This window comes from Pseudomonas sp. B21-023, assembly GCF_024749165.1.
Classification (GTDB): Bacteria; Pseudomonadota; Gammaproteobacteria; order Pseudomonadales; family Pseudomonadaceae; genus Aquipseudomonas.
This window is the reverse complement of record NZ_CP087190.1, coordinates 1,784,343-1,798,382: the sequence shown is the minus strand read 5'-3', so window position 1 is coordinate 1,798,382 and position 14,040 is coordinate 1,784,343. Positions and strand designations below refer to the sequence as shown.

Genomic DNA, 14,040 nt, shown 5'->3' with positions numbered 1-14,040 from the left:
TCATCGCGGGCCAAGCCCGCTCCCACAAGTCCGCGATGGGTTACCATACCGCCCGAATCCAAACGCCCCCTGCCGCTTACCCTACGGATCTTCCATGCGTCTGTTTCACACCTCCGACTGGCACCTGGGCCAGAGCCTGCACGGCCAGGAACGCGACTTCGAACACGCCTGCTTCCTCGACTGGCTGCTCGGCCAGTTGCGCTTGCGCCAGCCCGACGCGCTGCTGATCGCAGGCGACATCTTCGACACCGTCAATCCGCCGGTCAAAGCCCAGGAGCGCCTCTACGACTTCATCGTCCAGGCCCACGAGCAACAGCCCAAGCTGGATATCGTGATGATCGCTGGCAACCACGACTCCGGCTCGCGCATCGAGCTGCCGGCGCCACTGATGCGCCGCCTGCGCACCCACGCCCTGGGCCGCGTGCACTGGCTCGACGAAGGCCAGCTGGATGCCGAGCGCCTGCTGATCCCGCTGACCAACGCCCGCGGCAAGGTCGGCGCCTGGTGCCTGGCCCTGCCCTTCCTGCGTCCCGCCGAAGTCACCGGGCCGGCGCTGGGTGACGACTACCTGCAGGGCATCACCCAGGTCCACGAGCAGTTGATCGCGGCGGCGCAGAAGAAACGCAAGAAGGGCCAGGCGCTGGTCGCCATCAGCCATGCGCACATGGCCGGCGGCAGCATCTCGGAAGACTCCGAACGCAGCCTGATCATCGGCAATGCCGAGGCGCTGCCAGCGCGGCTGTTCGACAAGGCCATCAGCTATGTCGCCCTGGGTCATCTGCACAAGCCGCAGAAGGTCAACCGCGAGGATCGCATCCGCTACAGCGGCGCGCCGATCCCGCTGTCGTTCGCCGAGATCAACTACCCGCACCAGGTGCTAGAAGTGGAGCTGGAGGGCACCGACCTGGTCAGCGTCGAGCCGCGCCCGGTGCCGCGTGCCGTGGCCCTGCAGCGGGTCGGCCCGGCACCACTGGGCGAGTTGCTCGAACAACTGGGGCAGTTGCCGGTGATCGACCTGCTCGAGGACCCCAACCGCCAACCCTGGCTGGAGGTGCGGGTAAGCCTGGACGAGCCGCAGCCCGACCTGCGCCAGCAGATCGAGACAGCCCTGCAGGGCAAGGCTGTGCGCCTGGTGCGCATCAGCGCCGAGTATGCCGGCGCCGGGCGCCAGGAGGAGGATGAACAAGCCTTTGTCGAACTGGCCCAGCTGACCCCGCAGGACCTGTTCAGCCGTGCCTGGCAGCAACAGTACGGCAACCCCGTCGACGAACAGGCCCTGGCCGACTTTGCCGAGCTGTTGCAGGACGTGCTGCAAGAAGAGGAACGACCATGAAGATTCTCGCCATCCGCCTGAAGAACCTGGCCTCCCTTGCCGGCCCCCTCGACATAGACTTCACCGCCGAGCCCCTGGCCAGCGCCGGATTGTTCGCCATCACCGGGCCGACCGGAGCCGGCAAGAGCACGTTGCTCGACGCCCTGTGCCTGGCCCTGTTCGGCAACGTGCCACGGCTGAACGATATCGCCCGGGAAGCCAAGGTGCCGGATGCCGACGGCGAGATCCCCACCTCCGATCCACGCAACCTGCTACGCCGAGGTACCGGCAGCGGCTTTGCCGAAGTGGATTTCATCGGCATCGACGGCTGCCGCTACCGTGCCCGCTGGGAAGCCAACCGCGCCCGCGAGAAAGCCACCGGCAAGCTACAGAACAGCCGCCAGAGCCTCTACGACCTGGACAGCGAGCAGTTGCTGGGTAGTGGCAAGAACGAATACAAGCAACTGGTCGAGGCTCGCCTGGGCCTGAACTTCGAGCAGTTCACACGTGCAGTGATGCTCGCCCAGAGCGAGTTCGGCGCGTTCCTCAAGGCCGACGACCGTGAGCGCAGCGAGTTGCTGGAAAAGCTCACCAATACGGCGATCTACACCCGCCTCGGCCAGCGCGCGTTCAGCAAGGCTCGGGAAACCGGCGAGGTTCACAACGACCTGAAGAGACAGGCCGAGCACCTGCTACCGATGGACGCCGAAGCCCGCGCCACCCTCGACCAGGAACTGGAACAGGCCCAGCAACAGTTCAAGGCCGAGCAGGCGCGCCAGCGCCTGCTCGAGCAACAGCGCACCTGGTTCGAAGAACAGCAGCGCCTGCAAGTCCAGCACCATGAGGCCGGCACTGCCCTGCAAGCCGCCGAGCAGGCGTGGCAGCAACTGGCCGAGCAGCGCGTCGACCTGCAACGCCTGGAGCGCCTGGCGCCCCAGCGCCACCAATTCCATCGCCAACAGCACCTGGCCGCGCAACTGGCCCCGGTGCAGGCGGATATCGACCAGCAACAACGCCAGCAAAGCGATCTGCAGCAAAATATCGACACACAGCAGCAGGCCCTCGAGGCAGCCCGCCAGCACCTGGCCCGGCAGCAAGCCCTGCAAGGCGACAATGCACCGCGCCTGCGCCAGGCCTTCGCCGCTCAAGGTGACATCGCACGTCTGGACAAAGACCTCGCCGCGCAGCGCGAAGCCTGTAACCAGGCCGAGCAGGAGGCCAGCGCAGGACAGCAGCAACTGCAACAGCTGGAAGACCATCAGCAGCGCAGCCAGCAGCAGTTGTCGCAGATCGATGCCGCCCTGGCCGAAAGCCAGCACCTGGGCGGCCTCGCCGACGCCTGGCAGGCCTATCTGCCGCAACTCAAGCAGGTCATGCTGATCGGCGGCCGCCTGGCCAAGGGCCGCGAAGAGCTGCCCGGGCTGCAGGCCCAGGCCAGCCAGGCCAACGCCCAACTGCAAGCGCAACGCGAGCATTTCGAACTGCTGTTCCGCGAAGCCGGTGCCGAACCCCATGCGTTGGCCGAGCAGGTCGATCTGCTCGGCGCCATGCTTCAGGACAACCGCAAGCAACAGCGCGCCGTCGAAGAGCTGAGCCGCCTGCATGGCCGCGAGCAGGAACTGCGCCAGGCCCTCGCCGCCCTGCGTGAACGCCAGCAGCAAGCCATGCAGCGGCGCCAGCAACTGATCGGCGAAGGCACCGCGGCCAAGGCCGAGCTGGAAAGCGCAGAGCAAGCGCTGACCCTCACCCGTCAATTGCTCGAACGCCAGCGCCTGGCGCGCAACACCAGCGTCGAGGAGCTGCGCGCACAACTGCGCGACGGCGAGCCTTGCCCGGTCTGCGGTAGCGCCGAACACCCGTTCCACCAGCCCGAAGCGCTGTTGCACAGCCTTGGTCGGCACGACCAGGCCGAGGAAGAGGCGGCGCACAAGCAAGTCGAGCAGCTCAATGGCAAGCTGGTGGAACTGCGCACCGAACTGGGCGTGGTCAATGCCCAGCTCAAGGATTACCAGCAACAGCAGCAGCAGCTCGGCGAGCAGTTGCAACCTGTGATCGAACAGGTCCAGGCCCACGCCCTGTGGCCGGCACTTGCCCCGCAGGACGACGCTGCCCGCGGCAAGTGGCTCGATGGCCAGTTACGTCGACTCGGCGAGGAAATCGAGCGCGACGAGAAACGCCAGGGCGCCCTGCTCACCTTGCAAAAGGATGCCGCGCGCCTCACCCAGCAATTGCAGACCGCAGGCGAAGCCCAGCAACAGGCGCAGCGTCACCTCGACCAGCAACACCAGGCCCTGGCCGCCGACGCCCAGCAATTGGAACAAAGCCTCGACGGCTTGGGCAGCGTGCTGCCCCAGGATATTCTCCAGGCCCTGCGCGACGACCCGGCCAACGCTTTCATCAGCCTCGACCAGCAGATCGCCCAGCGCCGTCAGCAGCTCGACCTGCGCAAGGACGAGCAGGAAGAGCTACAGGCCCGTCAAGTCCAGCTCGACAAACTGCGCGACCAGCAACAAACACGCCTGCAAGGGCAGCAGCAACTGCAACAGAAACTCGCCGTGCTGGACGAGCAACACCAGCAGGCCCGAGCCACCCTGAGCGAGCTGCTCGGTGAACAGCCCAGCGCCGAAGCCTGGCAACAGCACATGGACTCCCTGCTGGAACAGGCACGGACCGCCGAGGCCGACAGCGTCCAGCATCTGCAAGCGCTGCACACCCAAAGCGTGCAGCTGGCCGCCGACCTCAAGGCCAACCAGCAACGCCAACAGGCACTGGAGCAGGAGCATCAGCAGTTACAGGGCGAGATCGCTCATTGGCGCAGCGCTCATCCTGAGCTGGACGATGCCGGCCTTGACCGCCTGCTGGCCATCGACGATGCCCAGCTCGGTGAACTGCGTCAGCACCTGCAAACCGCGGAGAAGTCCATCGAGCAGGGCCGCGTGCTGCTTCAGGAGCGTGAACAACGCCTGCAGCAGCATGCCAGCCAGGCCCACGGCGAGTTGCCGGTGGAAGAGCTGGAGCAAGCGCTAAGCGAGCTCCAGCAGCAGCTGGCTGTTCAAGAACAATGCTGCGCCGAGCTACGCGCGCGCCAGGCCGACGACCAGCGCCGCCAGCACGCCAGCCAGGCCCTGGCCGAGCAGATCGAGCAGGCTTACCAGCAATGGCAGCGCTGGGCGCGGCTGAATGCGCTGATCGGCTCAGCCTCCGGCGATGTGTTCCGCAAGATCGCCCAGGGCTACAACCTCGACCTGCTGCTGCACCACGCCAACAGCCAGCTGCGCCAGTTGGCCAAACGCTACCGCCTCAAGCGTGGCGGCAGCGCCCTGGGCCTGCTGGTGCTGGACACCGAGATGGGCGACGAGCTGCGCTCGGTGCACTCGCTGTCGGGTGGCGAAACCTTCCTGGTCTCACTGGCCCTGGCTCTGGGCCTGGCGTCGATGGCCTCGAGCACCCTGCGCATCGAATCGCTGTTCATCGACGAAGGTTTCGGCAGCCTCGACCCCGAGTCGCTGCAACTGGCCATGGACGCCCTTGATGGCCTGCAGGCCCAGGGCCGCAAGGTGGCGGTAATCTCCCACGTGCAGGAGATGCACGAGCGCATTCCGGTGCAGATCAAGGTGCGCCGCCAGGGCAACGGCCTGAGCGATGTCGAGGTGTGCGGGTGATCCTCTACTCGTTCCGCCGCTGCCCCTGGGCCATGCGCGCACGCCTGGCGCTGCGCTACGCCGGGTGCGAGGTGCAGGTGATCGAGGTAAAGATGAAGGAAAAGCCCGCCGCACTGCTGGCACTCTCGCCCAAGGGCACGGTGCCGGTGCTCGATAGCGGGAATGGCGTACTGGAGGAAAGCATCGACATCATGCGCTGGGCGCTCGACCGGCACGACCCCGATGACTGGCGCCTGCTGGCCGACCCGGCGGCGGCGCGCCAGGCCGAAGCGCTGATCGCCCGCAACGACAGCACGTTCAAGGCGCAGGTGAACCTGTACAAATATGCCGAGCGCTATCCCGAGCATTCCCGGGCCCACTACCGGGCACAGTCCGAACCCTGGCTGGCCGAGCTGGAAAGCCTGCTCGAAAACCGGCCTTGGCTGTTGGCCGACCACCCGTGCCTGGCCGACGCCGCCTTGCTGCCCTTGATGCGCCAGTTTGCCGGGGTCGAACCGCAATGGTTCGCCGAGGCGGCTTATCCGCGGCTGCGGAGCTGGTTGCAGGGCTGGCTGGAATCGGCGCTGTTCAAGGCCGTGATGGCCAAGTGAGACAGCGTGTCGCTCAGAGCGCCAGAATCGGCGCGGACATCAACAACAGCACAACCGCCGTGATACGCCACATCATGCTCTGCCCCTTTGGCGAGTCAAAAATTTAGCGTCAAATTAAATCACATGGCTTTGTGCTATTACCAATGCCTTTACACACTCAATTGGAGTGCTTGCTCAAGGCGGCATGGAAATGCGCGCTTTGTTGCAGGTACTTCTGGGTGTAGCTGTTGGTGCTCGACGCCTTCGCGTGCTGCTCCGCCTGGGCATGGGCTGGCAGAACGACGGAGGCGGAGATGGCGGAGGCGGCGATGAGTGGGAAGAGATTGAAGTTCATGCTGGCAGACCTCGACTTCGGTGGTTGACGTTGGCCCGTCGTGGGCCTTGGGTCAAAACTTACGCCGATAGGTCCGCCTGTAAAAATTCATTGCGGCAGTAGCGATTATCATGGCCATTGATAATCAAGGCGTGAGGGCAACAACGTGGGAGCGGGCTTGCCCCGCGATCGCAGGGCCGGCCTCATCGCGGGGCAAGCCCGCTCCCACGCCGGAGGTTTTCAGCCCCTGCCATTATTCGAGGAACTTGAGGTCCGAAGGCGCCTGCTGCGCCAACTTCTGCACGGTGTCCCCCAGCTTGCCGCTGCGCGGATCGCGGCGCATGACCACGATCTGGTTGCTCTTCTGGTTCGCCACCAGCAGGTAGTTGCCACTGGGGTCGAGCGCGAATTCGCGGGGATGGTCGCCCTCCACCGACCGACGCTGCACCAGTCTCAGTTGGCCGTCGTCCTTGCCTACCGCATACGCCACGATCTCGTTGGCGGTGCCGCGATTGCTGACATAGAGGAAGCGGCCATCGGCCGACAGGTGCAGCCCGCCCGCGGCCCTGGCCGCTGCATCCTTGCTGTCGGTCAGCGGCACGCGCTGGCGCTCGGTCAGAGCACCGTCCTGCACATCGAATACCACCACCTCGGCGCTCATCTCCAGTGTCAGGTAGGCATGCCGGCCCTTGGCGTCGAACAGCAGATGGCGCGGGCCACTGCCCGGTGGCAACGCCACCGACGGCGGAATCGCCGGGCTCAGTGGATGCTCGGGGCTGGCGCCGTCGTAGCGGTAGATGAACACCTTGTCCGCGCCCAGGTCGCAGGCATACAGGTGGCGGCCATCGGGTGACAGCACCAGCGAATGCACATGGGCACCGGCCTGGCGCTCGGGGTCGACCTTGCTTGGCGTGTGCCGGGCCTGCTGTACCACCGGCTTGAGCTTGCCGTCCCTGCCCACCGGGATCACCACCAGGCTGCCACCGGGGTCGGGAGCGACGGCGTAGTTGGCGACGAACAGGTAGCGCTGGTCATGGCTCAGGCTGGCGTGAGTCGGCTCCTCGCCCTGGCTGGGCACCTGGTTCAGCAGCTTGATCTCGCCCTTGCCGTCCAGCGAGAAGCTGCTGACATTGCCCTTGGGCGTTTCATTGACGGCGAACAGCTGGCGCTGGTCTGCAGACAGCACCAGCCACGAGGGGCTGACGCTCTTGACCACCTGCCGAGGCTTGGCGTCGATCTGGCCAGTGCGAGCGTTGAAGTCGTAGCGGTAGATCCCTTCGCTGCCGTTGTCGGTGTAGCTGCCCACCAGCAACGTGGCGGCCTGGGCGTTGACTGACAAAGCCATGAGGCTAGCGGTCAGCAGGCGTGTCCATTTCCTGTTCATCGTCTTCTTCATCCGGGGCACGAAAAGCACTCATACAGACTAGACGATGCTCGCCTTCATCAGTGGCCAGGCTCCAGTCGTCGCCCGCGCCGGTGGCGGCGGCGATCTGCTCGGGGGTGAAGGTCCAGCGGCGCAGTTGGCGGCCGTCCATGCATTCGATGGTGAGGCCGGATTCGTCGAGGGTGAAGTCGAAGGCGTGTAGGCCGTCGATCAGGAGCATGTCGCAGGCTGCGAGGGCGGTGGCGAGGGTCATGGGGACATCCGGGAAATTGGGCAGTCATTATAGCCATGGGGCTGCTCCGCAGCCCAATCGCCGGCAAGCCGGCTCCCACAGAGATCGCGCCATCTTCAAGGCCAGCGCATACCTGTGGGAGCCGCGGTTCGCCGCTGCGACTTGCCGGCGATTGGGCCGCGCAGCGGCCCCTTGCTGAGGATCAATGGGCGAAGATCGACCCGCCCTCCTTTCCCGCCAGTTTCTCTGGCTTGATCAGGAAGCGTGCCAGCGCCGGCAGCAGCCACAGGGCGCCGAACATGTTCCACAGCAGCATGAAGGTCAGCATCAGGCCCATGTCGGCCTGGAACTTGATCGCCGAGAAGATCCAGGTGCACACGCCGATGGCCAGGCACAGGCCGGTGAACAGCACCGCCTTGCCGGTGGAGCGCAGGGTCTCGTAGTAGGCCTCCTGCAACGGCAGGCCGGCGCGCAGGAAGCTTTCCAGGCGGCTGTAGATGTAGATGCCGTAGTCCACGCCGATGCCCACACCCAGCGCCACCACCGGCAGCGTGGCGACCTTCACGCCAATGCCCATGAAGGCCATCAGCGCGTTGCCCAGTACCGAAGTCAGCACCAGCGGCAGGACGATGCACAAGGTCGCGGCGAACGAGCGGAAGGTGATCATGCACATTACCGCCACGCAGATGTACACGAGGATCAGGATGGTCAGCTCGGCCGACTTGATCACCTCGTTGGTGGCGGCCTCGATGCCGGCATTACCCGCCGCCAGGAGGAACTGCAGGCCCTCCTTGCTGTGGCTGTCGGCGAAGGCCTTGGCCGCGGCGGTGACCCGCTCCAGCGTCTCGGCCTTGTGGTCGTTGAGGAACACCAGCACTGGCGCCAGCGAACAGTCGGCGTTGTACAGGCCGTCGGCACGGGCGATGGAGTTGTTGAGGATATCCGGGTTGCGCGACAGGGTTTCCCATTTCAGGCTGCCCTCGTTCATGCCCTTGATGACCTGCTTGGACACGGTCACCAGGGAGATGGTCGACTGCACCCCGGGGGTGTTGTCCATGGTCCACATCAACTCGTCGATCGGCGCCATGGTCGAGTGGATCGAACAGCTCTCGGCCGGGGTCTTGACCATGATCACCAGCACATCGGAACTGGTCGAGTAATTGCTGATGATGAAGCTGTTGTCCTGGTTGTAGCGCGAGTCCGGGCGCAGCTCCGGCGCGCCCTGGTCGAGGTCGCCGATCTTCAGGTTCTGGCTGTACCAGAGGCCGCCGCCGAAGGCCAGCAGCGCCAGCACCACCGATACCGGCGCCACCTTGGGGCTGGCGAAGTTGGACAGCAGGCGCCAGAACGGATGCTCGCGGGTCGCATCCTTCTTGCTGCGGGCGATGGCCTTCTGGCTGATGCCGACGTAGCTGATCGCCACCGGCAGCAGGATCAGGTTGGTGAACACGATCACCGCCACGCCGATCGAGGCGCCGATGGCCAACTCGCGGATCACCCCGATGTCGATGATCAGCAGGGTGATGAAGCCCACGGCGTCGGCGAGGATGGCGATCATCCCCGGCAGGAACAACTGGCGGAACGTGCGCCGCGCTGCGGTCAGGGCGTTGTCGGCGTCGCTGGACTGCAGGGCGATGCCGTTGATCTTCTGCACGCCGTGAGAGATGCCGATGGCGAAGATCAGGAACGGCACCAGCATCGAATACGGGTCCAGGCCGAAGCCCACCGCATGCATCAGCCCCAGCTGCCAGACCACCGCCACCAGGGTGGTGATGAGCACGGCGATGGTGCTGCGGATGCACCAGGTGAACCAGTACAACAGCGCCCAGGTGATGACCAGGGCGACACCGAAGAACATCGCCACCATCACCAGCCCGTCGATCAGGTCACCGACCTTCTTCGCGAAACCGACGATGTGAATCTTCACGTTGGGGTTCTGCGCCTGGAACTTGTCGCGGATCTTCTCTTCCAGCTGGTGGGAGAACTGCTGGTAGTCGAGCTTGACCTGGCGCCCCGGATCCTGCGGGTCGGGATGGTTCTCCAGCAGCGGGATGTCGATGATGCTGGATTTGAAATTGTTGGCCACCAGGCGCCCCACCTGGCCCGACTTGAGCACGTTGTCGCGCAGGGTGTCGAGGCTGTCCTGGGAGCCGTTATAGGTGTTGGGGATCACCTCGCCGCCGGAGAAGCCCTCTTCGGTCACCTCGCTCCAGCGCACGCTCGGGCTCCACAGCGACTTCAGCCCGGCGCGGTCGACGCCGGGGATGTAGAACACCTCGTCATGGATCTGGCGCAGGGTCTCCATGTAGTCCTTGTCGAAGATGTCGCCGTTGACCGCCTCCACCGAGACGCGCACGGTGTTGCCGAGGTTGGCCAGGTCGTTGCGGTGCTCCATCATCTGCTCGATGAACGGATGCTGCAGCGGGATCATCTTCTCGAAACTGGTGGACGGGCGGATCTGTGTGGCCTGCCAGAACAGGAACACGCTCACCAGCAGGCAGATGGCGATGACCACGGGGCGGTTGTTGAAAATCAGGCGTTCCAGCAGGGTGGCCTTGTCCTTGTGCTGCATGTCGAAGCTCTCCCGGCTGGTCATGGACGCACCTCCTGGGTCCCGTCGGCCGAGGCCAGGTGCACGCCCCCTTGCCCGACCAGCAACAGGCCGCCACCGCCCAGGCCACTCACACCCGACAGGGCGATGCGGTCGGCGCGGTTGCGCACACTGAAGGTCTGCCCGTCGTCATGGCTGCGCAGCACGCTGCCGCCATTGCCAACCAGCACCAGGCTGCCGTCCTCGAGAAGCGTAGCGCTTGCCAGGCCGAATTCGAGCGGACCGCGTTCGGCCTTGAGCTCGACTGGCTGCCAGCTGTCGCCGAAATCGGTGGAGCGGAACAGGTTGCCGCGCAGGCCGTAGGCCAGCAGCGTGTTGGACTGGGTGGTACCGATCACACCGAACAGCGAGCCCTCGTAGGGGCCCTGCACCGTTGTCCAGCTCTGGCCGGCATCGCTGGAACGGAACATGCTGCCCTGCTCGCCGACGATGAACAGGCCGGCGTCCTTCACCTGGGTAATGGCGTTGAGGTGAAGCTGGTCGGGGTTGTCCAGGCGCTCGGCGACGTCCTGCCAGTGCTGGCCGCCATCGGTGGTCTCCAGCAGCGCGCCATAGGCGCCCACGGCAATGCCATGCTGCGCGTCGATGAAGCGCACGTCGAGCAAGGGCGCTTCGCGGGACAGGTCTTCGAACTGCTTGCTCCAGGTCGCACCGCCGTCGTTGCTGGCGAGGATCTGGGCGTCATGGCCGACTGCCCAGCCGCGCTTGTCGTCGAGGAAGAACACCGCGGTAAGCAGTTGCCGGGTGGGCACCCGGGCCTGGGTCCAGGTCTTGCCCTGGTCGTCGGAGAACAGGATATGGCCGCGATCGCCGACCACCACCAGGCGCTGGCCGGCATGGGTGGCGCCGATCAACAGGCTCTGGCTGGCCTTGGCCGACTCCACCGAGTATTCCTCGGCGGCCACCGCCGCCTCGGCATTGCCGGCGCCGATGCCCAGTACCAGTGCCAGCATCGCGCCTGCCGCCAGCCTGCGGCGTGGCGTTGTCCGCTCTCTCATGACTGCCCCCTGTTGTGTTCTTGTGGTGGGTCAATCTATTGCCAGGCACTGCCGAAACCCCTGGTCCAGAGGCCTGGAATAGCTTCTGGCCATCGTATCGGGCTTGTCCGACAGAAAACAACGAGCGGGACGTTATGTTTTGTTAACCATCAAACGCATCGCGGGGCAAGTCGGGTCGCCGCATCGCCGCTCCCACGCCGCACGAGGTATGGCGTGGGAGCGGCGATGCGGCGACCCGACTTGCCCCGCGATAGCGTTGGACCAGGCTTACGCCAAGCTCTTGCTCACCACCTCGTACACATCGCTGGACAGCGCACCGGACGCGAGGATCCGCTCCAGCTCGCCCTTCATCAGCGCCTGACGCTGGTCGTCATACTTGCGCCAGCGGGTCAGCGGCGCCAATTGACGCGAAGCAATCTGCGGGTTGAGCGCATTGAGCTCGATCACCAGGTCCGCCAGGAAGCGATACCCCGAACCGTCAGCGGCGTGGAAGTTGACCAGGTTCTGCCCGGCGAAACCACCGATCAGCGCGCGCACCTTGTTCGGGTTCTTCAGGGTGAAGGCCGGGTGCTGCATCAATGCCTTGACCCGCGCCAGGCCGCCCGGCAGGGTGCTGGCCGCCTGCACGCTGAACCACTGGTCCATGACCAGCGGGTTGTCCTTGAAGTGCGCGGCGAAGGCGTCCAGGGCCTTGGCGCGCTCGGCCTCGAACGGCGAGTTGACCAGCACCGCCAGGGCGGTGAGACGCTCGGTCATGTTGTCGCAGTGCTCGTACTGCTCCAGGGTCGCCTCGAGCACCTGCGGCTTGCCGCTGAGCATCAGGTACGACAGCGCGATGTTCTGCAGGCTGCGGCGGGCGAAGTGCTCGGCCGAGGCCACGTAGGCGGTCTTGCGCGAGACCTCGCGGTTGGCCTGGTAGCGCGCCCACAGCGCATCGAACAGCTGCTCGGCGATCTGCCGGCGGGCGAACTCACGGGCGGCGTGGATGGCATCCACGTCGGCCACCTGGCTGATCTCGGTGAGGTAGGCCTCGCCCGGCAGCGAGAGCATCTCGGCGACCATGGCAGGGTCCAGCGACTCGTTGCCAATCACAGTGCCCAGGGCAGTGATCAGGCGCTGGTCGAGACACAGTGCTTCGCCACGCTGGTGCTGGCCGATCAGCTCCTGTAGCACCTGCACGGCCAACTGCTGCCCCGCTTCCCAGCGGTTGAAGCCGTCGCTGTCGTGTTGCATGAGGAACATCAACTGGTCGCGGTCGTAGGGGAAGCTCAGCTTGACCGGTGCGCTGAAGCCGCGCAGCAGCGACGGCAGCGGCTGGCTGGCAATACCTTCGAAGGTGAAGGTCTGCTCGGCTTCGGTTACCGACAGCACGCGGCTGGTGCCAGTGGCGGCGCTTTCGCCGGCCAGGCGCAATGGCAGGTCGTTACCTTGGGCATCCAGCAGGCCCAGCGCCACTGGGATCACGAACGGCAGTTTCTCAACCTGCCCCGGTGTCGGCGGGCAGCTCTGGCGGAAGGTCAGGCTGTAGCGCTGCGCGGCAGCGTCATAGGCCTCGCTGACCTCCAGGCGCGGGGTGCCGGCCTGGGTGTACCAGCGCTTGAACTGGGTCAGGTCGACACCGTTGGCGTCTTCCATGGCCTTGATGAAGTCGTCGGTGGTAACCGCCTGGCCATCATGGCGCTCGAAGTACAGGTCGCTACCCTTGCGGAAGCCCTCGGCCCCCAGCAGGGTGTGGACCATGCCGACCACCTCGGCGCCCTTCTCGTACACCGTCAGGGTGTAGAAGTTGGAGATCTCGATGAAGCTGTCCGGGCGGATCGGGTGGGCCATGGGGCCGGCGTCTTCGGCGAACTGATGGGTACGCAGGTAGGCGACATCCTCGATGCGCTTGACCGTGCGCGAATTCATGTCGGCGCTGAACTCGGCATCGCGGAACACCGTGAAGCCTTCCTTGAGCGACAGCTGGAACCAGTCGCGGCAGGTCACGCGGTTGCCCGACCAGTTATGGAAGTACTCGTGGGCCACCACACCCTCGACCCGCTGGTGGGCGGCGTCGGTTGCGGTCTCGGCGCGGGCCAGCACGCAGCTCGAGTTGAAGATGTTCAGGCCCTTGTTTTCCATGGCGCCCATGTTGAAGTCGTTGACCGCGACGATCATGAAGATGTCCAGGTCATATTCACGGCCGTAGACTTCCTCGTCCCAGCGCATGGACTTCTTCAGGCTGACCATGGCGTGGTCGCACTTGTCGAGGTTTTCTTCCTCGACATAGATACGCAGGGTCACGTCGCGGCCGGATTGGCGCTTGAATTCGCTCTCGACGCACCACAGGTCACCCGCCACCAGGGCAAACAGGTAGGCTGGCTTCTTGAACGGGTCTTCCCAGGTGGCCCAGTGGCGGCCGTTTTCAGCCGGCCCGCTGCCGACCGGGTTGCCGTTGGACAGCAGCACCGGATAGCGATGCTGCTCGGCGATCACCGTGGTGGTGAAGGTGCTCATCACGTCCGGGCGGTCGAGGTAGTAGGTGATCTTGCGGAAGCCCTCGGCCTCGCACTGGGTGCAGAACATCTTGCCGGACTTGTACAGGCCTTCCAGCGCGGTGTTGCTTTCCGGGTGGATCTTCACGCTGGTATCCAGGGTGAAGCGTTCGGCCTTGGGATGCACGGTGAGGCTGTCGTCATCGAGCTGGTAGTCGTTGGCGCCCAGCGCCTGGTCGTCCAGCTGCACACTCAGCAGCTCCAGGTGCTGCCCATCGAGCACCAGCGGCGGCAGGCCGGCGCCGCGCTCGGGGTTGCGGCGCATGACCAGCTGCGCATGGACCAGGCTGTGGTCCTCGAACAGTTCGAAGGTCAGGTGGGTCTCGTCGATCAGGTACTCGGGGGCCTGATAGTCCTTGAGGTAGATCACTTGCGGTTGTTCGGTACGCATGGTGACGATCCTT

The 14,040-nt window shown here is 65.2% G+C and carries 9 protein-coding genes; 3 read left to right on the top strand and 6 right to left on the bottom strand.

Translation table 11 applies throughout. The annotated features are described in order from the left end of the window. Positions 1 to 94: 94 nt before the first annotated feature. Genes LOY42_RS08195 through LOY42_RS08185 form a run of 3 tightly spaced genes read left to right on the top strand, consistent with a single transcriptional unit; the run spans position 95 to position 5,564 of the window. Positions 95 to 1,333 carry an exonuclease SbcCD subunit D C-terminal domain-containing protein gene (locus tag LOY42_RS08195; RefSeq protein WP_139669684.1) on the top strand — a complete coding sequence of 413 codons (1,239 nt, stop codon included), beginning with the start codon at positions 95 to 97 and terminating at the stop codon, positions 1,331 to 1,333. Beyond that, positions 1,330 to 4,974 (top strand): AAA family ATPase, encoded by a 3,645-nt coding sequence (locus tag LOY42_RS08190; RefSeq protein ID WP_139669682.1) that lies wholly within the window; start codon positions 1,330 to 1,332, stop codon positions 4,972 to 4,974. The genes LOY42_RS08195 and LOY42_RS08190 overlap by 4 nt, the downstream gene beginning before the upstream one ends. Continuing rightward, positions 4,971 to 5,564 carry a glutathione S-transferase gene (locus LOY42_RS08185; protein WP_139669694.1) on the top strand — a complete coding sequence of 198 codons (594 nt, stop codon included), beginning with the start codon at positions 4,971 to 4,973 and terminating at the stop codon, positions 5,562 to 5,564. The genes LOY42_RS08190 and LOY42_RS08185 overlap by 4 nt, the downstream gene beginning before the upstream one ends. Positions 5,565 to 5,721: 157 nt before the next feature. Here LOY42_RS08185 and LOY42_RS08180 read toward each other — a convergent pair whose 3' ends face one another. The 6 genes from LOY42_RS08180 to pepN all read right to left on the bottom strand — a co-directional run bounded on the left by LOY42_RS08180 (position 5,722) and on the right by pepN (position 14,027). Further along, complete coding sequence (locus LOY42_RS08180; protein WP_177486000.1) at positions 5,722 to 5,898, bottom strand: hypothetical protein; 177 nt, start codon at positions 5,896 to 5,898, stop codon at positions 5,722 to 5,724. 232 nt (positions 5,899 to 6,130) lie between these two features. Continuing rightward, complete coding sequence (locus tag LOY42_RS08175; protein WP_258600233.1) at positions 6,131 to 7,261, bottom strand: lactonase family protein; 1,131 nt, start codon at positions 7,259 to 7,261, stop codon at positions 6,131 to 6,133. Then, positions 7,227 to 7,514: a DUF5629 family protein gene (locus LOY42_RS08170; RefSeq protein ID WP_258600231.1), complete on the bottom strand. Its 288-nt coding sequence runs from the start codon at positions 7,512 to 7,514 to the stop codon at positions 7,227 to 7,229. The genes LOY42_RS08175 and LOY42_RS08170 overlap by 35 nt, the downstream gene beginning before the upstream one ends. A gap of 181 nt (positions 7,515 to 7,695) precedes the next feature. After that, positions 7,696 to 10,089: an RND family transporter gene (locus LOY42_RS08165; protein ID WP_139669676.1), complete on the bottom strand. Its 2,394-nt coding sequence runs from the start codon at positions 10,087 to 10,089 to the stop codon at positions 7,696 to 7,698. Then, positions 10,086 to 11,102, bottom strand: coding sequence for a YCF48-related protein (locus tag LOY42_RS08160; protein WP_258600229.1), 1,017 nt, complete (start codon positions 11,100 to 11,102; stop codon positions 10,086 to 10,088). The genes LOY42_RS08165 and LOY42_RS08160 overlap by 4 nt, the downstream gene beginning before the upstream one ends. Positions 11,103 to 11,369: 267 nt before the next feature. After that, on the bottom strand, positions 11,370 to 14,027 hold the full coding sequence (gene pepN, locus LOY42_RS08155; RefSeq protein WP_258600223.1) for an aminopeptidase N: 2,658 nt from the start codon (positions 14,025 to 14,027) through the stop codon (positions 11,370 to 11,372). Positions 14,028 to 14,040: the final 13 nt, after the last annotated feature.